General features: G+C 71.5%; 21 protein-coding genes and 1 pseudogene. 15 read left to right on the top strand and 7 right to left on the bottom strand.

Features of this window, described 5'->3' with window-relative positions:
- Positions 1–99 precede the first annotated feature (99 nt).
- Together ACI2LP_RS23770 and ACI2LP_RS23765 are read left to right on the top strand one after the other, a co-directional pair.
- Positions 100–1,272, top strand: coding sequence for an acyl-CoA dehydrogenase family protein (locus ACI2LP_RS23770; RefSeq protein ID WP_404726524.1), 1,173 nt, complete (start codon positions 100–102; stop codon positions 1,270–1,272).
- A 201-nt stretch (positions 1,273–1,473) separates the two neighbouring features.
- Positions 1,474–1,611: pseudogene (locus ACI2LP_RS23765) on the top strand (phosphotransferase family protein); the annotation flags it as partial.
- 27 nt (positions 1,612–1,638) lie between these two features.
- On the opposite strand, the gene ACI2LP_RS23760 reads toward ACI2LP_RS23765, so the two are convergent.
- Positions 1,639–2,046 carry a hypothetical protein gene (locus ACI2LP_RS23760; RefSeq protein ID WP_404726523.1) on the bottom strand — a complete coding sequence of 136 codons (408 nt, stop codon included), beginning with the start codon at positions 2,044–2,046 and terminating at the stop codon, positions 1,639–1,641.
- A gap of 203 nt (positions 2,047–2,249) precedes the next feature.
- Between ACI2LP_RS23760 and ACI2LP_RS23755 the strand changes: the two genes are divergently transcribed.
- The 4 genes from ACI2LP_RS23755 to fxsA all read left to right on the top strand — a co-directional run bounded on the left by ACI2LP_RS23755 (position 2,250) and on the right by fxsA (position 6,339).
- A complete protein-coding gene (locus ACI2LP_RS23755; protein ID WP_360883610.1) occupies positions 2,250–2,690 on the top strand; it encodes an Lrp/AsnC family transcriptional regulator in 441 nt (146 codons plus the stop codon).
- 10 nt (positions 2,691–2,700) lie between these two features.
- Positions 2,701–4,341, top strand: a complete 1,641-nt coding sequence (locus ACI2LP_RS23750) for an amidohydrolase (protein WP_404726522.1) — start codon at positions 2,701–2,703, stop codon at positions 4,339–4,341.
- A 529-nt stretch (positions 4,342–4,870) separates the two neighbouring features.
- Positions 4,871–5,641 (top strand): polyprenol monophosphomannose synthase, encoded by a 771-nt coding sequence (locus ACI2LP_RS23745; protein WP_404726521.1) that lies wholly within the window; start codon positions 4,871–4,873, stop codon positions 5,639–5,641.
- A gap of 77 nt (positions 5,642–5,718) precedes the next feature.
- Positions 5,719–6,339 (top strand): FxsA family membrane protein, encoded by a 621-nt coding sequence (gene fxsA, locus ACI2LP_RS23740; protein WP_404726520.1) that lies wholly within the window; start codon positions 5,719–5,721, stop codon positions 6,337–6,339.
- A gap of 169 nt (positions 6,340–6,508) precedes the next feature.
- Here fxsA and ACI2LP_RS23735 read toward each other — a convergent pair whose 3' ends face one another.
- From ACI2LP_RS23735 to ACI2LP_RS23720, 4 genes are all read right to left on the bottom strand, one after another.
- A complete protein-coding gene (locus ACI2LP_RS23735) occupies positions 6,509–6,883 on the bottom strand; it encodes an RNA polymerase-binding protein RbpA (protein WP_003959706.1) in 375 nt (124 codons plus the stop codon).
- A 265-nt stretch (positions 6,884–7,148) separates the two neighbouring features.
- Positions 7,149–8,495 carry an MFS transporter gene (locus tag ACI2LP_RS23730; RefSeq protein ID WP_404726519.1) on the bottom strand — a complete coding sequence of 449 codons (1,347 nt, stop codon included), beginning with the start codon at positions 8,493–8,495 and terminating at the stop codon, positions 7,149–7,151.
- Between the two features lie 42 nt (positions 8,496–8,537).
- The gene (locus tag ACI2LP_RS23725) at positions 8,538–9,302 is read right to left on the bottom strand and encodes a glycerophosphodiester phosphodiesterase (RefSeq protein ID WP_404726518.1); all 765 of its coding nucleotides are present in this window, start codon (positions 9,300–9,302) and stop codon (positions 8,538–8,540) included.
- Positions 9,299–9,958 carry a YitT family protein gene (locus ACI2LP_RS23720; protein WP_404726517.1) on the bottom strand — a complete coding sequence of 220 codons (660 nt, stop codon included), beginning with the start codon at positions 9,956–9,958 and terminating at the stop codon, positions 9,299–9,301. The genes ACI2LP_RS23725 and ACI2LP_RS23720 overlap by 4 nt, the downstream gene beginning before the upstream one ends.
- 98 nt (positions 9,959–10,056) lie before the next feature.
- Here ACI2LP_RS23720 and ACI2LP_RS23715 point away from each other — a divergent pair, with 98 nt between their 5' ends.
- Positions 10,057–11,556, top strand: a complete 1,500-nt coding sequence (locus tag ACI2LP_RS23715) for a PLP-dependent aminotransferase family protein (protein ID WP_404726516.1) — start codon at positions 10,057–10,059, stop codon at positions 11,554–11,556.
- A gap of 66 nt (positions 11,557–11,622) precedes the next feature.
- On the opposite strand, the gene ACI2LP_RS23710 is transcribed toward ACI2LP_RS23715, so the two are convergent.
- Entirely contained in the window at positions 11,623–13,197 is a 1,575-nt protein-coding gene (locus ACI2LP_RS23710) for a hypothetical protein (protein ID WP_404726515.1), read from the bottom strand.
- A 91-nt stretch (positions 13,198–13,288) separates the two neighbouring features.
- The gene (locus ACI2LP_RS23705) at positions 13,289–13,483 is read right to left on the bottom strand and encodes a hypothetical protein (RefSeq protein ID WP_360884770.1); all 195 of its coding nucleotides are present in this window, start codon (positions 13,481–13,483) and stop codon (positions 13,289–13,291) included.
- 310 nt (positions 13,484–13,793) lie between these two features.
- Here ACI2LP_RS23705 and ACI2LP_RS23700 point away from each other — a divergent pair, with 310 nt between their 5' ends.
- The 8 genes from ACI2LP_RS23700 to ACI2LP_RS23665 all read left to right on the top strand — a co-directional run bounded on the left by ACI2LP_RS23700 (position 13,794) and on the right by ACI2LP_RS23665 (position 25,826).
- Positions 13,794–14,186, top strand: a complete 393-nt coding sequence (locus tag ACI2LP_RS23700) for an ankyrin repeat domain-containing protein (RefSeq protein WP_360884767.1) — start codon at positions 13,794–13,796, stop codon at positions 14,184–14,186.
- A gap of 245 nt (positions 14,187–14,431) precedes the next feature.
- Positions 14,432–15,850, top strand: coding sequence for a HEAT repeat domain-containing protein (locus ACI2LP_RS23695; protein WP_404726514.1), 1,419 nt, complete (start codon positions 14,432–14,434; stop codon positions 15,848–15,850).
- A 118-nt stretch (positions 15,851–15,968) separates the two neighbouring features.
- Positions 15,969–17,096, top strand: a complete 1,128-nt coding sequence (locus ACI2LP_RS23690; protein ID WP_404726513.1) for a glycosyltransferase family 4 protein — start codon at positions 15,969–15,971, stop codon at positions 17,094–17,096.
- Positions 17,093–18,253 (top strand): glycosyltransferase, encoded by a 1,161-nt coding sequence (locus tag ACI2LP_RS23685; protein ID WP_404726512.1) that lies wholly within the window; start codon positions 17,093–17,095, stop codon positions 18,251–18,253. The genes ACI2LP_RS23690 and ACI2LP_RS23685 overlap by 4 nt, the downstream gene beginning before the upstream one ends.
- Positions 18,250–19,299 carry an SGNH/GDSL hydrolase family protein gene (locus ACI2LP_RS23680; protein ID WP_404726511.1) on the top strand — a complete coding sequence of 350 codons (1,050 nt, stop codon included), beginning with the start codon at positions 18,250–18,252 and terminating at the stop codon, positions 19,297–19,299. The genes ACI2LP_RS23685 and ACI2LP_RS23680 overlap by 4 nt, the downstream gene beginning before the upstream one ends.
- Positions 19,296–22,898, top strand: coding sequence for a hydantoinase B/oxoprolinase family protein (locus ACI2LP_RS23675; RefSeq protein WP_404726510.1), 3,603 nt, complete (start codon positions 19,296–19,298; stop codon positions 22,896–22,898). The genes ACI2LP_RS23680 and ACI2LP_RS23675 overlap by 4 nt, the downstream gene beginning before the upstream one ends.
- A gap of 206 nt (positions 22,899–23,104) precedes the next feature.
- Positions 23,105–24,640 carry a hypothetical protein gene (locus ACI2LP_RS23670; RefSeq protein ID WP_404726509.1) on the top strand — a complete coding sequence of 512 codons (1,536 nt, stop codon included), beginning with the start codon at positions 23,105–23,107 and terminating at the stop codon, positions 24,638–24,640.
- Between the two features lie 286 nt (positions 24,641–24,926).
- Positions 24,927–25,826, top strand: coding sequence for a hypothetical protein (locus ACI2LP_RS23665; RefSeq protein ID WP_404726508.1), 900 nt, complete (start codon positions 24,927–24,929; stop codon positions 25,824–25,826).
- Positions 25,827–25,862 lie beyond the last annotated feature (36 nt).

Genomic DNA, 25,862 nt, shown 5'->3' with positions numbered 1-25,862 from the left:
ACCCGGAAGGGCAGCATCGGCCTGGCAGTAAGACCGGCGGCGCGCCCACACCCTTCGCGCGCGACCGCCGCAGCGCCCGACAGGGAGGAGAGCGCCGCAATGCCCGACCGCGCCCCGCAGCCGGTGGATCGTCAACTGCCCACCGAGGAGTCCAGGGATCTGATCGCCCTGGTACGCGACATCATCCAGCGGGAGATCGCTCCCCGGGCGGCCGAGGAGGAGGACTCCGGGCACTTCCCGCGCGAGGTGTTCTCGCTCCTGTCCGAGTCCGGACTGCTCGGCCTGCCGTACGACTCCGAGTACGGCGGCGGAGACCAGCCGTACGAGGTCTATCTCCAGGTACTCGAAGAGCTCGCCGCGGCTCGTCTCACCGTCGGTCTCGGTGTCAGCGTCCACTCCCTCGCCTGCCATGCGCTCGCCGGCTACGGCTCCAAGGAGCAGCAGGGCGAGCATCTGCCCGCCATGCTCGGCGGCGGCCTGCTCGGTGCGTACTGCCTCTCCGAGCCCGCATCCGGCTCGGACGCCGCATCACTGCGTACCAAGGCGGTGCGCGACGGCGACAGCTGGGTGATCACCGGCACCAAGTCCTGGATCACCCACGGCGGGATCGCCGACTTCTACACGGTGCTGGCCCGCACCGGCGGGGAAGGCGCCCGCGGCATCACAGCCTTCCTGGTCCCCTGCGATGTCCCGGGGCTGAACGCCGCCGCGCCCGAGAAGAAGATGGGCATGAAGGGCTCGCCCACCGCTCAGCTGCACTTCGACGGCGTGCGTGTCCCCGACTCCCGCCGGATCGGCGACGAGGGCCAGGGCTTCGCGATTGCGCTCTCCGCTCTCGACTCGGGGCGGCTCGGCATCGCGGCCTGCGCCATCGGCGTTGCCCAGGCTGCCCTCGACGAGGCCGTCTCGTATGCCACCGGGCGTGAGCAGTTCGGGAGGCCCATCGCCGACTTCCAGGGGCTGCGCTTCATGCTCGCGGACATGGCCACCCGGATCGAGGCGGGCCGTGCGCTGTATCTCGCCGCGGCCCGGCTGCGTGATGCGGGCCGGCCGTTCTCCCGGCAGGCGGCGATGGCCAAGCTGTTCTGCACGGACACGGCGATGAGCGTCACCACCGACGCCGTCCAGGTGCTGGGCGGCTACGGGTACACCCTGGACTTCCCGGTCGAGCGCTATATGCGCGAGGCGAAGGTGCTCCAGATTGTGGAGGGCACCAACCAGATCCAGCGGATGGTTATTGCGCGTCACCTGGCCGGCCCCGAAACTCGCTGACGTTCAGTCCCCCTGGTTCATCGTTGCCCTGGGCCAGGGGACTCAGTCCAGGGCATGGCGTTTCTGTCTGGTCTTCGGGGCGGATTTCTGACGTACCGTCAATTCCCTTGCCCGGGAGGTCAGCCGTGTCCGACGACCGCCCTCGACGAATACCCGGTCCACCAGGCGCCCCTGTCGATGAAGCACCTGGTCACCGGCGACCGCAATGCCTACGTCATGCTGCGCGTCGCCCACCGCCAGATCCACTTCGGCGAGGCCCAGGTCCCGCAGGACCCGGACAGCCTGATCCTGCACCACGGCAGTCTCGCCGCCATGGTGCAGGGAAGCTACTGGACCTAGGGACTCAAGGCCCTGTCCGGACGGGACCTACGCGGCGTGGCGCCGCAGCTGCGGCACCCGCAGCGGGCGCGAGCCCGGGCCGCCGACATGCGAGAAGGGCTGCGTCCGCCAGTCGAGCCCCTGAGGGAGGGTCAGCAGCAGTGCGGTGTCCTGCTCCTGGACCTCGAGGGTCTCGTCGGCGGGGCGGGCCTGTGCGGCGGTACGGCCGGTGCCGGCGCACACCGTGAGCCCGAACGGGTTCCACGGCGTGGGGCACAGCGCATGCTCCGGCAGGACGTCCTCGTCCGCGAGGAGTGCGATGGGCTGTACGCAGTCCGGGCAGATGACCCGGTACATCTCAAAGGTGTCGTACGCGTCGAGCTCTTCGATATCAGCCTGTTCGGCCGAATCAACAGGCTCCGGTTCGGTACGTCCGGTGTTCTTGACACTCTGCATGGAGAATCTCCCCCTCGGGTGGGCCGACCAGGCACTTACGGCCTCGACCACAGCAAGCAATTCCCCACCCGCCCGGCGGGTAACCGTGCGGTCACGACGGACCGTGCGGCGAGCCTGTGGCATTCGTCACATGCCCGCCGCAGGTGCCTCCGCGGGCCGCAATGACTGTGCCGGAAGCGACCTGGGGCAATAGGTTGATCCGCATGGAGGAGCTGGACAGACAGATCGTGGAATTGCTCGTCAAGGACGGGCGGATGAGCTACACCGACCTGGGCAAGGCCACCGGCCTGTCCACCTCGGCGGTGCATCAGCGCGTCCGCCGCCTGGAACAGCGTGGCGTCATCCGCGGCTATGCCGCCGTCGTCGACCCCGAGGCCGTCGGGCTGCCGCTGACGGCGTTCATCTCCGTCAAACCCTTCGACCCGAGCGCGCCCGACGACATCGCGGAACGTCTCGCCGACGTACCCGAGATCGAGGCCTGCCACAGCGTCGCGGGCGACGAGAACTACATCCTCAAGGTGCGTGTGGCGACCCCCCTGGAGCTGGAGCACCTGCTCACCCACATCCGCTCGCTGTCCGGGGTCTCCACGCGCACGACGGTCGTACTCTCCACCCCGTACGAGGCACGCCCGCCGCGTATCTAGGCTGGTCCCCATGACCGAGAGCACCGCCCCCCAGAGCGAACACCGCACCGTGCTGCTGCGCGGTGGAGAAGTCCACAGCCCCGCCGACCCCTTCGCCACGGCGATGGTCGTCGAACGAGGACATGTCGCCTGGGTGGGCTCCGAGGGCGCCGCCGACGCCTTCGCCGCCGGGGTCGACGAGGTGATCGATCTCGAAGGGGCTCTGGTCACCCCGGCGTTCACCGACGCACATGTGCACACCACGGCGACCGGCCTCGCCCTCACCGGCCTCGACCTGTCCGGCGCCCGCACCCTGGCCGATGCTCTGTCTCTCGTACGGGAACACAGCGCCGCACACGCCGGCGACACGGTTCTCCTCGGTCATGGCTGGGACGCCACGCGCTGGCCCGAGCAGCGCCCCCCGTCCCGCGCCGAACTCGACGCGGCGAGCGGCGGCCGTCCCCTCTATCTGCCCAGGATCGACGTCCACTCGGCCGTGGTCACCACCGCCCTGCTCGACCGCGTTCCCGGCGTCACCGGGCTCGACGGCCACCACACCGAGGCGCCGCTGACCGGCGCTGCCCACCACGCCGTGCGCGCCGCCGCCCATGGCGCGATCACACCTGCCCAGCGCACCGCCGCCCAGCGCGCAGCCCTCCGGCGGGCCGCATCACTCGGCATCGGCACCGTCCATGAGTGCGCGGGGCCCGACATCTCCGACGAGGGCGACTTCACGTCCTTGCTGGCACTGGCCGACGCCGAGCCCGGCCCCCGGGTCGTCGGCTACTGGGCCGAACGGGTCGCGAATGCGAAGGACGCCCAGCGCATCCGCGAACTCGGCGCGATCGGCGCTGCCGGCGATCTCTTCGTCGACGGCTCCCTCGGCTCGCACACCGCCTGCCTGCACACCCCGTACGCGGACGCGGCGCACACCGGCACCGCCCACCTCGACGCGGCCGCCGTCGCCGCCCATGTCACCGCCTGCACCGAGGCCGGACTGCAGGCCGGCTTCCACGCCATCGGCGACGCGGCGCTCACCGCGGTCGTCGACGGCGTCCGGGCCGCCGCCGACGCACTCGGCCTCGCCCGCGTCCGCGCCGCCAGGCACCGCGTCGAGCATGCCGAGATGCTCACCCCCGAAACCATCGCGGCCTTCGCGGAGTTCGGCCTCACGGCCTCCGTGCAGCCCGCCTTCGACGCCGCCTGGGGCGGCGACGAGGGAATGTACGCGCAGCGCCTCGGCGTCGAGCGGGCCCGCACTCTCAACCCGTACGCCGCGCTGCTGCGCGCCGGAGTCCCCCTGGCCTTCGGCTCGGACAGTCCGGTGACGCCGCTGGACCCCTGGGGCACCGTGCGAGCCGCGGCCTTCCACCGCACCCCCGAGCACCGGGTCTCCGCGCGGGCCGCCTTCACCGCCCATACGCGCGGCGGCTGGCGTGCCATCGGCCGCGACGACGCCGGCCTCCTGGTCCCGGGCGCGCCCGCCGACTACGCCGTGTGGCGCACCGAGGAACTTGTCGTCCAGGCACCCGACGACCGCGTCGCCCGCTGGTCCACCGACCCGCGTTCCGGCACTCCCGGCCTGCCCGACCTCACCCCCGGCGCCGAACTGCCCGTCTGCCTGCGGACAGTGGTCTTCGGACAAACCGTCTTTGCGCGGCCGAACGAGTGACGTGCGGATATTTCGTACGGCCGATCGTTGCTCCCCGCGCTCGGCCGCGACCTGCGGATCTTCCGTGCTGACCTGCTGATTTGGGTAAACCTCGCAGATCAGGCGACTGTTGACACAGAGCGCCCACCGGCCGGTAGGTTCGGCCGAGTCCACCGCAGGACGTCCGGCCGGCAAACCTCCACGCAGTCGTCGAACGCCGCTGGGTCATGGGGCAGTGTGCCGCACTGGCCCACTGCCACTGGGAGCCAGGTTCAGCGCCCGCGCCTCGGGGGCCGAGGGAAGGTTTCAGCCGGTCGGCAGGTGAGACCCGGGTGGGGCCCGGCGTTCAGTAGACAACGGCTCTCGGTCGACCCGCAGCCAGCGGGCCCCAGGTCGGCCCGAAGGACGCCGGGTCCCGATCCGCGGCCCACGGGGGAGCCCTGCCCACACCCCGTCACCCGGCACACGACACCCCAGGTCCGTGCCGCCGTATCCCGGCACCGTGCGCTCGCTATGGTGGGGCTCTGTGCACGGACTTTAAGGGGCAGCAGTGAATGACGGCGGTCAGCGGCGGTACGGCCCGCTCGGCAGAGCCTTGGTGATCATCCCGACCTACAACGAGGCCGAGAACATCAAGCCGATCGTCTCCCGGGTGCGCGCGGCTGTGCCCGATGCGGACATTCTCGTTGCCGACGACAACAGCCCCGATGGCACCGGCAAGATCGCCGATGAGATCGCGGCCCAGGACCAGCAGGTTCACATACTGCACCGCAAGGGCAAGGAGGGCCTGGGCGCGGCCTACCTCGCGGGCTTCGCCTGGGGAATCGAGCACGGCTACGGCGTACTCGTCGAAATGGATGCCGACGGCTCGCACCAGCCGGAGGAACTGCCGCGGCTGCTGACCGCCCTCAAGGGCGCGGACCTGGTGCTCGGCTCGCGCTGGGTCCCCGGCGGCCGCGTGGTCAACTGGCCCAAGCACCGCGAGTTCCTCTCCCGCGGCGGCAGCACCTACTCCCGGCTCCTGCTCGGCGTCCCCATCCGGGACGTCACCGGCGGCTTCCGGGCCTTCCGGGCCGAGACCCTCGAAGGCCTCGGTCTTGCCGAAGTGGCATCCCAGGGCTACTGCTTCCAGGTCGACCTCGCCCGCCGGGCCGTCGCCGCCGGATACCACGTCGTGGAAGTCCCGATCACCTTCGTCGAGCGCGAACTCGGCGACTCCAAAATGAACCGGGACATCGTCGTGGAGGCGCTGTGGCGGGTCACCGCCTGGGGAGTGGGAGGCCGGGCGAATCGTCTGCTCGGCCGCAAGCAGTCTCCTTGACCGGCCCCTTTACTGACCGGCGCCTTACTGATCGGCCGCTTACGCCGCTCCAGCGGGCGTCCAGGCACACTGGGAGCATGACGACCGGCGCACCGACCCCGACAGCCCCGAAGCGCTCACGCGCCCGCAACCTCGTCCCGCTCGGCATAGCCGTCTGGCTGGTGCTGGAGGTCTGGCTGCTGACCCTTGTCGCGGGTGAGGCCGGCGGACTCACCGTCCTCGCCCTGCTGGTCGGCGGCGCAATCCTCGGGGCCGCCGTCATCAAGCGGGCCGGCCGCCGTGCCTTCCGCAGTCTGACCGAGACCCTGCAGCAACAGCAGGCGGGCCAGAGCCCGGCTGCCGACTCCGGCACGGGCACGGGAAACACGGACAAGGGCAGCACGGGCAAGGGCAGCACGGGCAACGGCTTCCTGATGCTCGGCGGACTGCTTCTGATGCTGCCGGGCCTGATCTCGGACGCGGTGGGCCTGCTGCTTCTGCTGCCGCCCGTCCGTGCGGCGCTCGGGCGGTACACGGAACGGTCGCTGCAGCGCCGCATGCGCGCCGCGGCGCCCGGCAGCCTGGGAGACGCCTTCCAGCAAGCCCGCATTCACCGGCCGGACGGAAAGATCGTGCAGGGTGAGGTCATCCGGCCGGACGGGACGCCTCCTCCGCGCAGCTACGACGCCGAGGGCCCCAGGCCGCCGCTGACCCCTTGAGGCTGACGCCCTGGGGGAGAGCGCAGGGACTGACGGCGAGCGCACGAACGAAGCCGCGCAGAACGAAGCCGCACACAACAGCCGCGGGCCGTCTCACACTCGCTGTGAGACGGCCCGCGGCTGTTGTGTCGTTGTTGTCTTATGACGCTGTACGTGCGGTGTTACGCGGTCAGGCGGACTTCCGGCTGTCGCGCGGATGCACGGCGATGTTCATGGCGCCGGAGCGCAGGACCGCCAGCCTCTCGGCCAGCACCTCCTCCAGCTCCTCGCGAGTGCGCCGCTCCATGAGCATGTCCCAGTGCGTTCGCGCCGGCTTGCCCTTCTTCTCCTCGGGGCCATCCCCGTCCACCAGGAGTGCCTGGGCGCCGCACGCCTTGCACTCCCACTCCGGCGGAATCTCCGCCTCTACCGAGAACGGCATCTCAAAACGATGTCCGTTCTGGCATGCGTACTCCACCGCCTGGCGCGGGGCCAGATCGATGCCGCGGTCCGTCTCGTAGCTGGTAACCACGAGGCGCGTACCGCGGAGAGCTCGCTCACTCATGAATCGTGCCTCCCGGGCTTGTCGCCCACAGGACAGGTGTCGCTGTCGTCGTCATCCGGTCAACGTCCGGTCGGCAGTAAAGATTCCCGTTCCGGGTCATGCGTCGCCCGTCGTGCCGCTGCTTATCCAGGGTTTGGGTACCCACCAGTGCCCGGTTTGTCACATCTGACAGAAAGTGTCACCCAGTGATTTCACTTCTTCAGCGCGCAGTAACGGTCCGCCTGGCAGGCCAAAGGCGTACACTACCGGCCTTTCACTTCAACGTCTAAATCCGCTCCGGCACCGGGTTGCCCGCGGCGGCCACCGCGCGCCTCACCGGCACCCGCGCAAGCAGCACGAAACCGAGCGCGAAGAAGACCACCAACGAGATGATCGCATCGCGATAACTGCCGGTCAGCTGGTATGCGAGGCCGAACACCAGCGGCCCCAGCCAGCTCAGCCCGCGGTCGCTCATCTCGTACGCCGAGAAGTACTCCGCCTCCTTGCCGCGCGGCACCAAATGTGAGAACAGCGACCTCGACAGCGCCTGACTGCCGCCCAGCACCAGCCCGATCGCGCCGGCCAGCGCGAAGAACCAGAGGGGCGCCCCGGCCGGCAGGAAGTATCCCGCCGCCAGGATCAGCGTCCAGACGGCGAGCGAAGCGAGGATCGTGCGCTTGGCGCCATGGGTCCTGGCCAGCCGCCCCATGCCCAGCGCGCCCACCACCGCGAGCACCTGCACCAGGAGTACCGCGGTGATCAGCGTCGTCTGATCGAGGTCCAGCTCCTCGGAGCCGTAGATCGACGCCTGTGAGATCACCGTCTGGACGCCGTCGTTGTAGATCAGATACGCCAGCAGGAACGACAGCGTCAGCGGATGCCTGCGCATGTCCCGCAGTGTGGCCAGCAGCTGTCGCCAGCCGGAGCCCACCGCGCCCTCGCCGCTCGGCGCCGTCTGCCGGTCCCGCAGACGGCGCAGTGGCACCAGAGTGAAAGCTCCCCACCACAGTCCGGCCGAGGCCAGACAGATCCGCACCGCCTCCCCTTCGGAGAGGGAGAACGAATCGTGGCCCGAGTACAGGACAAGATCGAGTACCAGCACCAGAGCGCCCGATGTGTACCCGAACGCCCAGCCCCGTGAGGACACCGTGTCACGCTCGTCCGGCTCCGCGATCTGCGGCAGATACGCGTTGTAGAGCACCATCGACACCGACAGGGACGCGTTCGCGACGATCAGCAGGAACGCGCCGAGCAGATACCGCTCACCGTCCAGGAAGAACATCCCCGCCGTTGCGGTCGCCCCCACGTACGCCGCCGCAGCCAGCAGTGGCTTCTTGCGGCCCGTACGGTCCGCCGCCGCGCCCGCCAGCGGCATCACCAGCACCGCGAGCACCACCGATATCGACACGGCGTACGCGAAGACCGAGCCCGCGCGTATGGGAATGCCCAGCGGATGCACAAAGCCCTCGGCATCCGCCGCGGCCTTCGCCACGGACGTCAGATACGGCCCCAGGAAGACCGTCAGCACACTCGTCGAATAGACCGAGCAGGCGAAGTCGTAGAAATACCAGCCGTGTTGCTCGCGCCTGCGCTCAGTCGCCCCGGTCGTCCGGTCCGCGGTGTCGTTCGTCATCCCGCGCCCCCTCGCTCGTCCCGTTGTGCAGACGCGCGGGGTTCAGACCCAGACTCCCCGGTCGGTCAATACCGTGCGCAACGTCTCCAGATGATCGGTCATGATGCCATCCACACCCAGGTCCAGGAGTGCGGCCATCCGATCCGCGTCGTTCACGGTCCAGACATGGACCTGCAGACCCCGCGCATGCGCCGCGCGCACAAAGCGCCTGTCGACCACCCGGATGCCGCCCTGGGACTCCGGGACCTGCGCACAGACCGCGCCCATCCGCAGGGCCGCCGGGATGCCGTACGAGCGCAGCCGCAGGCCCACCACACCGCGCACCCCGTACGAGGTCGCAAGCCGCGGGCCCGCGAGACGCATCGCCCGTGTCACCCGGCCCTCCGAGAACGAGCCGATGCACACCCGGTCCCAGGCGCCCGCCCGGCGGATCAGATCGACCAGCGGGACCAGTGCAGGCTCCGCCTTGATGTCCACGTTCCAGCGGGCGCCGGGGAACTCGTCGAGAAGATCCTCGAAGAGCGCGAGCGGCTCCTTGCCCCCGACCCTGGCCTGCTGCACCTCGCTCCAGGGCAGCTCCGCGAGCTTGCCGCGCGCGTCCGTGACCCGGTCCAGCGTCGTGTCGTGGAAGGCGACCAGCTTGCCGTCCGCCGTGGTGTGCACATCGGTCTCGAAGTAGCGGTAGCCGAGACCGGCGGCCCGCCGGAAGGCGGCCGCGGTGTTCTCGATCCCGTCCGCAGCCCCGCCGCGATGGGCGAAGGCGAGCGTTGAGGGATGGTCCAGATAACGGTGGAGTACGCGGGTCACCTCCGTAGTATCGCCTGCTCAGGTGTCCCGCGGGCGACGACCGTGCTGCCGTCGTGCTGATCAGGGATGGCGAAGACGCGCAGGAAGAGCTGCGCCAGCGGCCCGATGGCCAGGGCGTAGGCGACCGTTCCGACTCCCACCGAACCGCCGAGTACGAAACCGGTCGCGACCACGGCCACCTCGATCGCCGTACGGACCAGCCGGATCGAACGGCCGGTGAGCCGGTGGAGACCCGTCATCAGGCCGTCGCGCGGGCCCGGGCCGAAGCGCGCGGAGATGTACAGGCCCGTCGCCACGCCGTTGAGCACGATGCCCACGATCATCACCGGAATCTGCGTCCCGAGCCCGTGCACGTCCGGGACCAGCGCGAGCGTGCCGTCCATCGCGATGCCGATGACGAAGACATTGGAGACCGTGCCGAGCCCCGGCCGCTGCCGGATCGGGATCCACAGCAGCAGCACGACCGCGCCGACGATGATCGACACGACGCCGATCGTCAGCCCCGTCCGCTCGGCCAGCCCCTGATGCAGCACCCCCCACGGCTCAAGCCCGAGCCCGCCGCGCACAAGGAGCGCGGAGCTCACTCCGTACAGCGCCAGACCGATGTAGAGCTGCAGCACCCTGCGGGTGAGATGCGCGGACCGTGCGGTCACCATGACGCCCCCCTCTGGTGGTAGTGGACTGACGCATGACACTCTGTGGCTATAGAACAAGCGTCAACCATGGCCAATTCGAGGAAGGTGGACTGACTTCCATGACTCAGTGGACCTCGGCGGTGGGCGCGGCCCAGCTCGCCCGGCAGCTCACCGCCCAGCAGTCACGCCCGGCCGGGCCCGGCACCCGCAAGCCCCCGGCCTACCGCGCCCTCGCCGACGGCATCCGGCTGCTCGTCCTCGAAGGGCGGGTCCCCGTCGCCGCCCGGCTGCCCGCCGAGCGCGAGCTCGCGCTGTCGCTGTCCGTCAGCCGCACGACCGTCGCGGCGGCGTACGAGGCGCTCCGCGCCGAAGGCTTCCTGGAGTCGCGCAGGGGAGCGGGCAGTTGGACCGCCGTGCCGGCCGGGAACCCACTGCCCGCTCGCGGCCTGGAACCCCTGCCGCCCGAGTCGCTCGGCTCGATGATCGACCTCGGCTGTGCGGCCCTGCCCGCCCCCGAGCCATGGCTCACCCGGGGAGTCCAGGGCGCACTGGAGGAACTGCCGCCGTACGCCCACACGCACGGCGACTACCCGGCCGGTCTGCCCGCGCTGCGGCAGACGCTCGCCGACCGTTACACCGAGCGCGGCATCCCCACCATGCCCGAGCAGATCATGGTCACCACGGGCGCGATGGGCGCGATCGACGCCATCTGCCATCTCTTCGCGGGACGTGGCGAGCGCATCGCCGTCGAATCCCCCTCCTACGCCAACATCCTGCAACTGATGCGCGAGGCCGGGGCCCGGCTCGTACCGGTGGCCATGGCCGAAGGGCTGACCGGCTGGGACCTGCCGCGCTGGCGGCAGGTGCTGCGCGACGCGGCGCCCCGGCTCGCGTATGTGGTGGCCGACTTCCACAACCCGACCGGCGCGCTGGCCGACGAGGACCAGCGCCGCCGCCTGGTCGACGCCGCGCGTTCGGCCGGCACGGTCCTCGTCGTCGACGAGACCATGTCCGAGCTCCATCTGGACGAGAACATCGAGATGCCGAGGCCCGTCTGCGCCTTCGACCCGGCCGGCAGCACGGTCCTCACGGTCGGCTCGGCCAGCAAGGCGTTCTGGGCGGGCATGCGCATCGGCTGGGTGCGCGCGGCGCCGGACGTGATCCGCTCGCTGGTCGCGGCGCGCGCGTACGCCGACCTGGGCACCCCGGTCCTGGAACAGCTCGGCGTCAACTGGCTGATGCAGACCGGCGGATGGGAGGAGGCCGTCGCCATCCGGCGGGCTCAGGCGCGCGAGAACCGTGACGCGCTGGTCGCGGCGGTGCGCCGGGAGCTGCCCGACTGGGAGTTCGACGTGCCGAGTGGCGGGCTCACGCTCTGGGTGCGCACGGGAGGTCTCTCCGGCTCCCGGATCGCCGAGGTCGGTGAACGGGTGGGGGTGCGGGTGCCGTCGGGGCCCCGCTTCGGAGTCGACGGGGCCTTCGAGGGCTATGTACGGCTGCCGTTCACGGTCGGCGGTCCGGTCGCGGACGAGGCGGCGGCACGGCTCGCGGCGGCTGCGCGCCTTGTCGAGACGGGCGCGAGCACCGGGACGGAAGCACCGCGGACGTTCGTCGCCTGACGGGCGGCGTCAGCGCGGGTCGGGCGCGGGCTCGGGCGCGCCTCCGATGTCGCCGGACGGGTGGCCTCAGCCCTCCGCGGGCACGGGGGCGGCCACGACGGCGGGCGCGGGCTCGGGTGCTGCCGCCTCGACCCGCTCCTGCCGTTCCGGCAGCAGCTCCAGCACCGCCTGCCGGTGCGCCTCGCTGGTGGCCTCGTCGTACGGGTCCGGGGTCGCCGGCACCTGAAGCCTCAGCACCGGACCCGTGCCGAGCCGGGCATATCCACGGCCCGGCGGGACGTCGGGCGTCGGCGTGGTGTGCGGCTCCCTGCCCAGTACGGACTTCACCTGCTCGAAACTGGCGGGGCCCAGCACCACGCGGGCACGGGTGTGCGTCCGTACCGTCTCGGTCAGCGATTCGACGCTGTCGAACTGCTCGGCCACGACCACCGTGACCTGCGCGGCCCTGCCGTGCTGCAGCGGCACCGGCAGCAGCTGTTGCGGATCGGCGCGACCGTCGGCCGCCGCGATATGGCCGAGGATGCTCGGCCGGTCCAGCAGGATCCACAGCGGCCGCTTGGTGTCGTCGGGCGCGGGATGGCCGGCCTGCCTGGCACGGTTGGCGGCGATCAGCCGCCGTTCGGTCTCGTGTGCCGCCCACTCGAGGCTGGCCAGCGCCCCGGCAAGACCGCATTCGACGGCGAGTACGCCCGCGCGCCCCGTCAGGCAGGCGTACTCGCCGGTCCCGCTGCCCTCCACGATCAGCACGTCTCCGTGCTGCAGGGCCTGGAGGGCAATCGATCGGAGCAGGGTCGTGGTGCCGCTGCCGGGCTCGCCGACCGCCAGCAGATGTGGCTCGGTGGAGCGTGGCCCGGTGCGCCACACGACAGGCGGCGCGTCGCGGGTCTCCTCGCCCTCTGCCACCGGCACGGTGCGCTGCACCGCGCCGGTGTCGGTGAAGCCCAGCACGGTCTCGCCGGGGACGGTGACGAAACGCTGGGCGGCGATGGCGGTGGAGAGGGCGGGCAACACGCTCATCACGAGCTGGTTGCCCTCCTCGTCCCAGCTGAAGAGGTACTCGCGGCCGCGCCCGGACTTGGCGTGCAGCAGCTGCTCGATACGGGTGCGGGCCTCGGCCTCCCCGTCGGTGAAGTACGCGGGGTACGTCACCCGGAGCCGGGTCAGCCGGCCGTTGCCGTCGAACTCGTAGTCGCTGAACGCCTTGCTCCACTCCCCGCCGTGGGCGAACAGCGGAGCCGGGTCCTCGGCGACCGAGAAGTACGGCACGAGCGCTTCGTACAGCGCCTTCAGCCGCGCGGTCTCCGCCTCGTCGGGGCCGGTCCTGGCGGGGGTGCGCACCCGGCCCTTCCAGGCCGCCGCGGCCATCACCGAGATCAGGGCGAACAGCGGCCCGTACGGGATGAGCGCGACCACCAGCACGATCGCCGCAACCAGGAACAGCGTGGGACCGCGCCGTTCCTTGGGCGTCGCGGTCCACTTGTGCCCGGCCATGGCGGCCAGCTGCCGCAGGCCACGGGTGACCGTGATCAGCGGCTGGAGGACATCCGTGGCGCTGTCGGCGGCCGTGCGCGCGATCTCGCGGCTCCGGGCGATCTGTGCGCTGCCGCTGCGCAGAATGCGGGGGAGTGGTCGCCGGGCCACATCGGTCTCCTGAAGGTGCCGAAGGTGCTGATCGTGCTGATGGTCTTGATGGTGCTGAGATGCTTCGAGGGACTGCCTGGGGCTGCGGGTGTCAGAACTTGATCCCGCCCAGGAGGCTGGCGAGGCTTGCGCTGCCGGCCTTGATGCTGGGGGCGATCGCGGTGCCCGAGACGAAGAAGCCGAAGAGTCCGCAGACGACTGCGTGGGACCCCTTGAGCCCGTCCTTCTTGAAGAAGAGGAAGACGACGATTCCGAGCAGGACGACGCCTGAGATGGAGAGGATCATGAGAGGTTCTCCTGGTTGAGGGGACAGTCACCATGAGTACTTCCATGCTCACAGGAAGTATCTATGTGATAAAAGGTGCAAATGGGTGAACTTCTCGGTCTTTCACTCCACTGGAGGACGGCGGGTCCCCGGTCGGCGGGCACACTGCGCGGTTGCACGGCACAGTGCCTCTCGCCCGCCGGGTTCGCGGTGATCCCTGCCACGGGCGCGCCGCGTCGTGTCGCAGCACGGGCAGTACCCTGTCGATTCACTCGTACGGCTGCTCTTGCCGTGCGCCCCAGGTCAACGCAGTGAAAGGCGGTCCCTCCGAATGAGCGAAGCCCCGGATCCCGAGGTGATCGAACTCGCGACCAAGGTCTTCGACCTGGCGCGGCAGGGAGAGACCGAGGCGCTCGCCGCGTACATCGACGCCGGTGTCCCCGCGAATCTCACCAACGACCGCGGCGACACCCTCGTCATGCTCGCCGCCTACCACGGGCACGCCCCGGCCGTGGAGGCGCTCCTCGCCCGCGGTGCGGAGCCGGACCGGGCCAACGACCGCGGCCAGACGCCGCTCGCCGGTGCCGTCTTCAAGGGCGAGGACGCCGTCATCCGCGCACTGCTGGCCGGCGGAGCCGACCCGGAAGCGGGCACACCGTCCGCGATGGATACGGCGCGGATGTTTGGGAAGACAGAGCTCTTGGAGCTGTTCGGCGGCCATTGAGCGGTCGCTGAGAGGCCGCTGGGAAGGGCGCCGTAAATGTGGTCGCGGTGGCGAAATGGGTGGGTCATCATGACGTCGAGCCCTATCCCGGACTTCATCCGGGAGTTCCCCTGGGGCCACCGACGAGAGGCAGAGGAAGATGGTCTACACCAAGCGGAAGACGACGGGCGGCCCTACATGTTGCTGCGCGGCCTAGGCATCTCCACTCCCCGGTTGCGTCGACAGCTTGATGTGAGGCTTTCCCCATGTTCGATCCAGTCATAGCGCCGAGCGGCACGCTGCTCGGCCTGCTGCAGAGGGGCCGCGGTGACGGCACGCTGCACGCGCTCGCCGCGCCCCGCGCCGAAGCGCTCGCCTCCCTCAACCACTGCGTACTGAACGACCCCCGCCACGACTGGCAGGTCGAGAACCGCTCCCTGTACTACGCACGCCTCTACCTGGATCTCCACGGCGGTCTCGAGGAGATCGAGCGGCACCTCTGCGACACCGACGACTGCCTCGACACCGACGAGGCCAGGACCGGCCTCTCGCTCGCGGTGCTCGGGCACCTCGCCTCCTACGGCAGACAGGACGCCCTCGCGCTGCTGCGGCGGTACGCCGCGAGCGGCGCCAACTGGGCCTGGGCCCTCGACGAGCTCGCCCTGCGCGACGACGACAGCGGCCTGCGGGCCCTGGCCGCGCCGGTCCTCGCCCGTTTCCCGGCCACCCCGGAGGGCGATGCCGAACTGGCCGTCGCCGTCCGCGACGCCTTCGAACCGCGGCCGTGGCGGCTGTGGGCGGAGGACCAGCAAGACGCGATCGGCGCCCGGGTGCGAGCGGCCCGGGAAGCAGGCTCCTTCGACCGCTGGCAGCGCCAGATGCGACCCACCGGGCCCCGTCCCGGCTGGAGCGTCCAGGCAGTCCTCGACTGGGCCGACCAGGGCATGGAGCGCGGCAGCGCCCTCCATGTGCCCGCGGCCCGCTGTCTGTCCGCGGTCGCCGGACCCGAGGACCGGCCCGCCATCGTCGAGGCCGCACGCGAGGGCTCCGACGGCGCCCGCTGCGCCGCCCTGCACTATCTCGCCGAGTCACGCGACCCCGTCGTCCTCGATCTGATCGAGGCCGCGGCGGCAGACGCCTCCCGGGCGGTCGCCGACGCCGCTGTCTCCGCCTTCGAGCGGATGTGCGGCGAGGAGGCCGTCGACCGCGCCCGCGGCTGGGTCCACCGGCCCGATGCGCTCGGGGCGTCGGCGGCGGGTGTGCTCGCGTGCCGGGGCACCGCCGAGGACGCCAAGCTGGTCCTCGGCGCGCTGCGCGAGACCGTACGGGCGGATGGCCCCGACGCGCCGTTGCTGTGGAGGCTCGTCGACGGGGCCGGCCGGCTCGGCGTCGACTGCGCCGCACCCGTGCTGCGCCATGTGTACCGGGAGACCGCCTCCTCGCAGCTGCGCGGGCGCGCGGCCCGGGCGCTCGCGGCCACCGACGCCTCCTTCGCCACCGGATTCGCCGTCGAATGCCTGTGGGACTGCGAGGAGACCACCAGAGAGGTCGCCGCGCTGCACGCCGAGACCGGCGATGTGCGCGTCGCCGAGCGGCTGCGCCGACTGGCCGCGGATCCGGCCGAGGAGGCCGAGGTGCAGAGCGCCGTACGGAGCAGAATCGGGCCGGACATGCCCGCGATATGACATTCGGGACGTTGTGCAGGGGTGTCACGGGGGCCCCGCCACAAACGCTCATGGGACGTTCCACAAGCGGAAAGATCCACGTTGGCGCAGCCACCCCGGACCAGACGACAACACGGGTATGCGAGTCGTCATCGTCACCGAATCCTTCCCGCCCGACGTCAATGGTGTGGCGCACTGCGCCCTGCAGACCGCCCGGCATCTCGCCGCGCGCGGTCATGACCCGCTCGTCATAGCCCCGGCGGTCGCCGGGGCCGCCGACGGCTCCGACCAGAGCGCGCCCTGCCCCGTGGTGCGCGTCCCCTCCCTTCCGCTGCCCGGATATCCCCAGGTACGGGTGGCACTCCCCAGCCGCCGGGTGGCCGCCACGATCGCCGCGCACCGGGCCGAGCTGGTGCACCTGGCCAGCCCGTTCGTGCTCGGTGTGCGCGGCATGGCCGCCGCGGCCAAGCTCGGCCTGCCGGCCCTCGCCGTCTACCAGACCGACCTGGCCGGATACGCCCGTACGTACGTCGGCGCGGGCGAAAATGCCGCCTGGCGGCGCATCCGCGCGGTGCACAACACCGCGGACCGTACGCTCGCACCCTCCAGCGCTGCCCTGCGCGATCTGGAGGAGCACGGGGTCGAACGGGTGCGGCTGTGGCCGCGTGGCGTGGACACCGCGCGCTTCAGGCCCGAACTGCGGGACGAGGAACTGCGGCGTCAGCTCGCCCCCGACGGCGAGCTGATCGTCGGCTATGTGGGCCGGCTCGCCCCCGAGAAGCATGTCGAACTGCTCGCCGAAGCATGCGCCACGCCCGGTGTACGGGTCGTGGTCGTCGGGGACGGGCCCAGCGAGACCTCGCTGCGCACCGCGCTGCCCGGGGCCGTCTTCCTCGGCCGCCGGACCGGCGACGACCTCGCCCGGATCTTCGCCTCGCTGGACGTCTTCGCCCACACCGGTCCGTACGAGACGTTCTGCCAGACCGTGCAGGAAGCCATGGCCGGCGGGGTGCCGGTCATCGCGCCCGCCGCGGGCGGGCCGCTCGATCTGGTCGACCACGGGCGTACTGGGCTGCTGGTCGAGCCGCTGTCCGCCGACGCGGTGCGGACGGGCGTCGCCACGCTGGCGGCCGACCCGGAGCTGCGGGCCGCGTACGGCCGGGCGGGCCGGGCCGCGGTCGAGGGCCGGACCTGGGCCGTGATCGGCGATCTGCTCATCGACCACTACGCCGAGGTGCTCGGTGCGCGTACGGCGGTGGCGGCATGAGCGCGCTACGGATCGTACGTCTTGCCAACTTCGTCACCCCGGCCTCCGGTGGCCTGCGCACGGCGCTGCGCGAGCTGGGCAAGGGGTATCTGGCCGCGGGCCACGAGCCCGTGCTGATCGTGCCCGGCGACGTGGAGAGCGACCAGTTCACGCCGCAGGGGCGGGTGATCACCCTGCCGGGACCCGAGCTGCCCGGCACGGGCGGCTACCGCGTGCTGGCCGCCCGGCGGCGGCTGCGGGACGTCCTGGAGATCCTCGAGCCCGACCGGCTGGAGGTCTCCGACCGCACCACGCTGCGGTGGACCGGCGAGTGGGCGCGGCGCCGGCGGATCCCGTCGGTGATGGTCTCGCACGAGACGGCGGACGGGGTGCTGCGCACGTGGGGTCTGTCCGAGTCGCTCGCGGGCCGGACCGCGGACCGGCTCAACCGCCGCACGGCGTGGGCGTACTCGAGGATCGTCTGCACGACGGAGTGGGCGGAGCGGGAGTTCGTACGCATCGGGGCGCGCAATGTGGTGCGCGCACCGCTCGGTGTCGATCTGCGCCGGTGCCGGCCGGGGCGCCGCAGCACCGTCCTGCGGGCGAAGTACGCAGCCGGGGCGGAGGTCCTGCTGCTGCTCTGCTCCCGTCTGTCGGTGGAGAAGCGCCCGGGCATGGCCCTGGACGCGCTTGCCGAGCTGCGCGGGCGCGGCGTGCGGGCGTCCCTGGTGGTCGCGGGCGACGGCCCGCTGCGGACCGCGCTGACCCGCAGGGCCCGCGCGGAACGGCTGCCCGCGGTCTTCCTCGGCCATGTCGGCGACCGCGAAGCGGTGGCCGACCTTCAGGCATCGGCGGACCTGTGCCTGGCACCGGGGCCCGCCGAGACCTTCGGCCTCTCGGCCCTGGAGGCGCTGGCCTGCGGCACCCCGGTCGTCGCGAGCGCGTCGTCGGCACTTCCCGAGGTGGTGGGCGACGCGGGAGCGGCCGCCGTGGACACGCCGGAGGACTTCGCCGACGCGGTGGAGAAGCTGCTCGCCCGCCCGGAGCCCGACCGCCGCGAGGCGGCAAGGGCACGGGCCGAGCTCTTCGACTGGCAGCGATCGGTGGACGCGTTCCTGTCCGCCCACGACGCCCCGCCGGTGCGCGAACGGATCAAGGGAGAGGGGATACGGGCGTGACGACCGGGACGGCACTGGTGGACGACCCGGGCGACGCGGAGCTCGATGCGCGGGCCGCTCCTGGGCGTACGGGCGTGGTCTCCGACGGGGGACCATCGCCCTTCGGCGGGGAGCCGGCCCTCGCCGAGGCATGCGGGGCGGCGAGGCTCGCCGTCCGTGACGGTGATGCGGGTTCGTGCGGCCCCTCCCGCGCGCCGCGCTTCGTCGCGCTCGGGGACTCCCTCACCGAAGGCGTCGGCGATCGCGTCGGTGACGGGTGGCGCGGGTGGGCCTCATTGCTCGCAGGGGGGATCGGGGGCGACGAAGCGCCCGCCGAGTTCCTCAGACTTGCCGTCAGCGGTGCCCTCACCGAAGACGTCGCCGAGCGGCAGCTGCCCGAGGCGCTGGCCTTCGAACCCGACATCGCCTCCGTACTCGTCGGGGTCAACGACACCCTGCGCTGCACCTTCGACATCGAGAACCTCACCCGGCGGCTCGACGACGTCTGCGCACAGCTCACGGCCCGCGGCACCGTACTGCTGACCGCCTGTCTGCCCGACCCCGGCGGCATGCTCGGGCTGCCCCTGCCGCTGGCCCGGCCCCTCGCCAGGCGGCAGCGGGCCGTCAACGCAGTCGTACACGCCCTGTCCGCCCGCTACGACGCCGTCCATCTGCACGCCGCGGACGCCGCCTGGGTCGCCGACCGGGCCATGTGGAGCGCCGACCGGCTGCACCCGGGGGAGCGGGGGCACCGGATGATCGCCCGGCGCTTCCACGAACTGCTGGTCGAGCGTGGCCTCGCCCACGGGACCGCGCCCGGCTGCGAGCCCGAGCAGCCGGCGCCGACTCGCTCCGCGTCCCTGCTGTGGCTCGCCACGGCGGGCACCGGCTGGGTGGCACGCCGTTGCACCGACCTGCTGCCGCAGTTGCTGCAGTTGGCGGGCGCCGAGGTGCGCCACTGGGCGCGCGGCACCAGCGCCCGGCTCGACCGCAGCGCCGAACACGCGCTTTCGGCCGCGCTCGCTGCGGTGTCCCTGGACGCTTCCCTTGCCAGAATGGGGGAATGAGCGGGCGCTGGGAGTTCTGGATCGACCGTGGCGGCACCTTCACCGACATCGTGGGCAGACGCCCCGACGGACGGCTCGTGAGCCGGAAACTGCTCTCGCACAATCCCGAGCGGTACCGGGACGCGGCCGTCGCCGGGATCCGGCTGCTGCTCGGCGTCGGCCCGGACGAGCCCATCCCGGCCGACCGGGTCGACAGCGTGAAGATGGGCACGACCGTTGCCACCAACGCGCTGCTGGAGCGCCGTGGTGAGCCGACCGTCCTCGTCATCACCGAGGGCTTCCGGGACGCCCTGCGCATCGCCTACCAGAACCGGCCCCGGCTCTTCGACCGCCGGATCGTGCTGCCGGAGGCGGTGTACGAGCGTGTCATCGAGGTCCCCGAACGCCTCGACGCGCACGGCGAGACCGTCCGGCCGCTCGATCTGGCAGCCGTCACCGAGCAGTTGAAGGCCGCCCGCGCCGACGGCTTCCTCAGCGCCGCCGTCGTACTGCTGCACGGCTACCGCCACCCTGCCCACGAGAGCCGGATCGCCGAAGTCGCCGGTGACCTCGGCTTCACCCAGGTCAGCTGCTCCCACGAGGTCAGCCCGCTGATCAAACTCGTACCCCGCGGCGACACGACCGTCGTGGACGCCTATCTGTCACCGATTTTGAGGCGGTACGTCGAAGAGGTCGCCGCCGAACTCGAGGGCATCCGCCTGATGTTCATGCAGTCCAACGGCGGTTTGCGCGAAGCCGCCCACTTCCGCGGGAAGGACGCCGTGCTGTCGGGACCGGCCGGCGGCGTCGTCGGCATGGCCCGTACCTCCGAGCAGGCGGGCTTCGGCCGGGTCATCGGCTTCGACATGGGCGGCACCTCCACCGATGTGTCGCACTACGCGGGTGAGTTCGAGCGCGAGCTGGGCACCCAGGTCGCCGGCGTCCGGATGCGCGCGCCCATGATGAACATCCACACCGTCGCGGCGGGTGGCGGCTCCGTGCTCCACTTCGACGGCCGCCGCTACCGCGTCGGCCCCGACTCCGCGGGCGCCGTACCCGGCCCCGCCTGCTACCGCCGCGGCGGCCCCCTCACCGTCACCGACGCCAATGTGATGCTCGGCCGCATCCAGCCCGACCACTTCCCCGCCGTCTTCGGACCCGACGGCGACCAGCCCCTGGACGCCGAAACCGTCCGCGAGCGCTTCGCCGCGCTCGCCGCGGAGGTGCACAAGGAGAGCGGCACGCGGCGCACCCCCGAGGAAGTCGCCGCCGGTTTCCTGGAGATCGCCGTCCTCAACATGGCGAACGCGGTCAAGAAGATCTCCGTACAGCGCGGCCACGACATCACGCGCTATGCCCTCACCTCCTTCGGCGGCGCGGGTGGCCAGCATGCCTGCGCGGTCGCCGACGCTCTGGGCGTCAACACCGTGCTTGTGCCGCCGCTGGCCGGAGTGCTCTCCGCGTACGGCATCGGTCTCGCGGACGCGACCGCCATGCGCGAGCAGTCCGTGGAGGCGGAGCTGGCGGAGAGGGCGGTCACGCGCGTACGCACACTCTGCGACGAGCTCGCCGCCCGCACCCGCGCCGAACTGCGCGCCGACAACATCCCGGACGACGCGATCAGCACGCACGCGCGCGTGCTGATCCGTTACGCGGGAACGGACGCGAGCCTGCCCGTGCAGTTGGACACCGTCACCGCCATGAAGGAGGAATTCGAGACGACCCACCGCGCGCGTTACGCGTTCACCATGGACAAGCCTCTTGTCATCGAGGCCGTCTCGGTCGAAGCCGTGGGCTCGGCGGGTGAGGTCGGCACGTATGTCGTCGATGAGACCGAGAGGGAGGGCGAGTTCGCTCCGCGCGCCATGGTGCGGATGTTCGTGGACGGCGAGCGGCGCGAGACTCCCCTGTACCGGCGCCGGGATCTGAGCCCCGGCGACGGCGTCGAGGGGCCCGCGATCATTGCCGAAACCGATGCCACCACCGTCGTCGAGTCCGGCTGGCGCGCCGCCGCCGACGAGAACGGGCAGCTGCTGCTGACGCGCGTACGCCCACGCCCCGGCAGGACCGCCGTCGGCACCGATGTCGACCCGGTCCTCCTGGAGGTCTTCAACAACCTCTTCATGGCCATCGCCGAGCAGATGGGCGTACGGCTGGCGAACACCGCCCACTCCGTGAACATCAAGGAACGGCTCGACTTCTCCTGCGCACTGTTCGACGAACACGGCAACCTGATCGCCAACGCGCCCCACATCCCCGTACATCTCGGCTCGATGGGCGAGTCCATCAAAGAGGTGCTGCGCCGCAACAAGGACGGGAGCACCATGCGACCGGGCGATGCCTACGCGATCAACGACCCCTACCACGGCGGCACCCATCTGCCCGATGTCACCGTCGTGACGCCCGTGTTCGAGGGGGACGAGCTGCGCTTTCTGGTGGCTTCGCGCGGGCACCACGCCGAGATCGGCGGCATCACCCCCGGCTCCATGCCCGCCTTCAGCAGAACCATCGACGAAGAGGGTGTGCTCTTCGACAACTGGCTGCTCGTGCGGGACGGGCGGCTGCGCGAGGCCGAGACGCGGGAACTGCTGACCACCGCCGCCCATCCGTCCCGCGCGCCCGACACCAATCTCGCCGACCTGCGCGCCCAGATCGCGGCCAACGAGAAGGGCATCGCCGAACTGCGCCGCATGGTCGACGAGTTCGGGCTCGACGTGGTCCAGGCCTATATGCAGCATGTGCGGGACAACGCCGAGGAGTCGGTGCGCCGGATCGTCGCCGATCTCAGCGACGGCGAGTACCGCTACGAGACCGACAACGGCGCCGTCATCCAGGTGGCCCTGCGCGTGGACCGCGAGGCGCGCAGCGCCGTCATCGACTTCACCGGCACATCGCCGCAGCAGCCGGGGAACTTCAACGCCCCCACGTCCGTCGTGATGGCGGCGGTGCTGTACGTGTTCCGCACGCTGGTGACCGACGACATCCCCCTCAACAGCGGCAGCCTGGAGCCGCTGGAGGTGCGTGTGCCGGACGGCTCGATGCTCGCGCCCGCCTACCCCGCGGCAACCGTCGCCGGCAATGTGGAGACCTCGCAGGCCGTCACCGGCGCACTGTACGCCGCGCTCGGCGTCCAGGCCGAGGGCTCGGGCACGATGAACAATCTGACCTTCGGCAATGACCGTGTGCAGTACTACGAGACGGTGGCCAGTGGCTCCGGCGCAGGCGACGGCTTCGACGGCGCGGACGCCGTGCAGACCCATATGACCAACTCCCGCCTCACCGACCCCGAAGTGCTGGAGTGGCGCTATCCGGTGCGTGTGGACGCCTTCGCGGTACGGGACGGCAGCGGCGGCCGCGGGCGCTGGAGCGGCGGCTGCGGAGTGATCCGCAGAATCCGCTTCCTGGAAGCGATGACGGTGGCGCTGCTCACCGGGCACCGCCGCGTCCCGCCCTACGGCATGGCGGGCGGGGAAACCGGTGCGCTCGGTCACAACCTCGTGGAGGGGGCCGACGGGAGTGTGACGCAGTTGCACGGCGTGGACTCGGTGGACGTCGGGCCCGGGGATGTGCTGGTGATGAAGACCCCGGGCGGCGGGGGATACGGCACTCCGCAGCGGTAGTCGACAGACCTGCCGGGCAGACCTGCCGGGCAGACCCGGCGGGCTCGGCCCTGCGCCGAGGGCAGGCCGGGGTGGCGGGCTCGGCGCGGGCGGGGAGGGCCCGGGGCGGGGTGCCCGTGCTCGGGGCAGATGGAACGCACCGTAGCCGGGCGGTCGCTTCTGCGCCGTTTCGACCGTTGTCAGTGGGAGGACCTAATCTGTGCAGCGTGACTTCGCCTGTCTCGACTGCCTCGACGGAATTCGTTCCGCACCAGCTCAGCGCGGGGCCGCGGCCCGCGCAGGGCCCGGCCGCCGACGAAGGGCTCGCGCGGCGGCTGCGCGCGCTCGCCTGCACCGCCCCGCTGCACGACCTCGACACCCGCAAGGCGAATCTCGCTGGGGAGTACACGGTGTATGCGATGGCGGAGGTCGCCCTCGCGGCCATCGACCTCGTCACGCTCAACATGGACTTCGACACCGGTGCCGACCACGACCAGATAGTGGCGAGGCTGCTTCCCCGGGTTGCCGCCCAGGCCCCGCAGCGCCCGGTCGCCGAGCATGAGCGGGTCGCCCGCTGGGTCCTGGAGAACCTGATCAATGTGGGCAGCGTGGACCGCGGCTTCCGCGCGGTGTACGGCACATTCGGACCCGACGGCGTCTACACCCGCCGTGACTACGACTTCAAGCTGATCGAGGAAGTGCCGGGATACGGCGGAAGCGTCTATCTCCGTACGACGGACGAAGCGGTCAACGTCCTGGTGGGCGCGCTCGACACGGACGTCACCAGCGCACAGATCGCGGCCGAGGTGAAGCTGGAGGTCCTGATCAACCGGGGCCGGCTGGCCGACGCGCAGCTCGCGGCGGAACAGGCCAGGTACCGCACCGTGCAGTACGCGGAGACGCTGCGCAGGACGCTGGAGGCGACCCGGCGCAATGTGCGGGCCGTCGACTGGCTCAACGCGGTGCCCGACATGATCGCCGAGGCGCTCGACCATGTCGCCGACCGCTACCGCCATGAGAACGCGATCCTGACGAACATCCGCAAGGCACGCGACGAGGCGGAGGACCCCGAGCACAAGCGGCGCGCGGCCGAGCTCGTCGACATAGTCAAGGACTGCATCCGCCGCCACACACAGCTGCAGTCCCGCCTCCTCGAGGCGGGCCCGCTCTTCCGCGCCGAACAGGACCGCCAGGCCTTCGCCGGACCCTCGGCGCGCACCGGGCTGGATCTGTACGGGCAGCTGGTCGCCCCGCTCCTGCCGCTTGCCGTGGAGGGCGCGATCCGTGTCACGGACGCGTTCTTCGCCCGCGGCACCGGGCTGCGCACGCCCGCGTCGGTACGGGTCGGGGACCTGGTCGAGATGCTGCTGACCCCGCCGGTGGAGCGCGAGCATCTGGGCGCGGAGATGCCCGAGCCCGATCTGATCGCCACGCCCGACGACAGCCGCTTCAGCGAGGAGCAGCTGGCGAGCGCGATGGAGCTGCTCGACCTGGAACACGACGCGCCGCGCCGTCTCTCGGGCCTGCTGGCCGAGGCCCGCCGCCGCGACCCCGAACTGCCGTACCTGGTCGCCCTGCTGGCGATCCACGCGGCAAGCCCCCCGGTCGGCACGGCCTACCGCCAGGGCGAGGAGCGCCTTCTGTTCGCCGTCGACGACGGCACCGAACTGCACGACCCGGAATTCGGCGGCGCGGACCTGATCGTGGGCACGGCGCTGCTGGACGCGGCGGGCATGGCGGCGGCGCGCACGGAGGCGGCGTGAGCACCCCGCCGGGGCTCCGCCCCGGACCCTCCCCCTACGCCCTGCGGGCGTGGGGGGACCCCCACGCCTCAATCGCCGGCGGGGCTCCATTGGATCCCGTCCGGCGATTGAGGACACGCCCGAAGGGCGTCTGGGGGTCTGGGGGCTTGCCCCCAGTTACGGGATGGGGGTACCTCCCACGGCCGCAGGCCGTAGGGGGAGGGCGGGTAGGGGACAGGCCCGCCGCAGGCGCTCCGTCCCGACCCGCACCACACCCCCTCAGCCCAGACCTTCCGCAGGAGCACCCGTGACCGATCACCCCGCCGAGCACCACGCCTGGCGTGAGGCCGACGCCCATGACGCGTCGGCTCCGGCCACTCCCGCCCCCGTCACGCCCGCCGACGCCGCCGACGCCGCCCGCCTCGTCTCCTTCGGGCTGCAGCCCAAGCTGCTCCCCGCCCGCGATGCCGAGTACGCCGAACTGCTGCGCCGCTACCGCGAAGAACCCGCCTTCGCCCGGCTCGCCGACGCCGTCGCCACCGGCCTCGGGCTCGTCGTGCTCGAAGTCTCCCCGCGCGCGGGCATGGCCGTGGCCGCCGGTGAGGACTCCGTCTTCGCCGTCCGGATGGGCGACTACGCCCGCCGCGCATCCGCCGACTCCGCGGACCGCTTCCTGCACGGCCTCGCCCATCTCGCCGTCGCCGCCATGGCGTTCCCCCGCCCCGAAGACCTCGCCGACGACGGATACATCGGCCGGATCACGGTCAACGGCGTCGACGCCTTCGTACGCCAGGCCTGCCGCCGCCTCGAAGAGCGTGCCGACGAGCAGGGCGAGAACACCGACCCCGCCACCGAGGTGCCCGGCCTGGAGGCCGCCTGGCGGATCTACGCACGGCGCAGCGCCACCGGCGCCACCAAGGACGCGCGCCGCCTCGCCGGATCCACCACCGGCATCATCGGCAAGGCCGTCGCCTTCCTCACCGACTCCGGCTTTCTCCAGCGGACCGGCGACGACGCCGGAGGCGCGTACCGCACCACCGCCCGCTACCAGTTGCAGGTGCGCGACATGGCCGGCAGCGCGGCCATGGCCGAGCTCCTGGAGCTCGGCGTCGTGCCGGTCAGCGACGGCACCGCCACCCTGGTTCCGCCGCCCGACGCCGACGACCTGGAACTGGCTGCCGACGCCGGCCTGCCCTTCCACGCCTGACCCCCCGTATCTGCCCCTCACATCTGCCACTTACGA

The sequence above is a fragment of the Streptomyces sp. NPDC019890 genome, from assembly GCF_044903445.1.
GTDB lineage: Bacteria > Actinomycetota > Actinomycetes > Streptomycetales > Streptomycetaceae > Streptomyces.
This window is presented reverse-complemented; position numbering and strand designations above follow the sequence as displayed.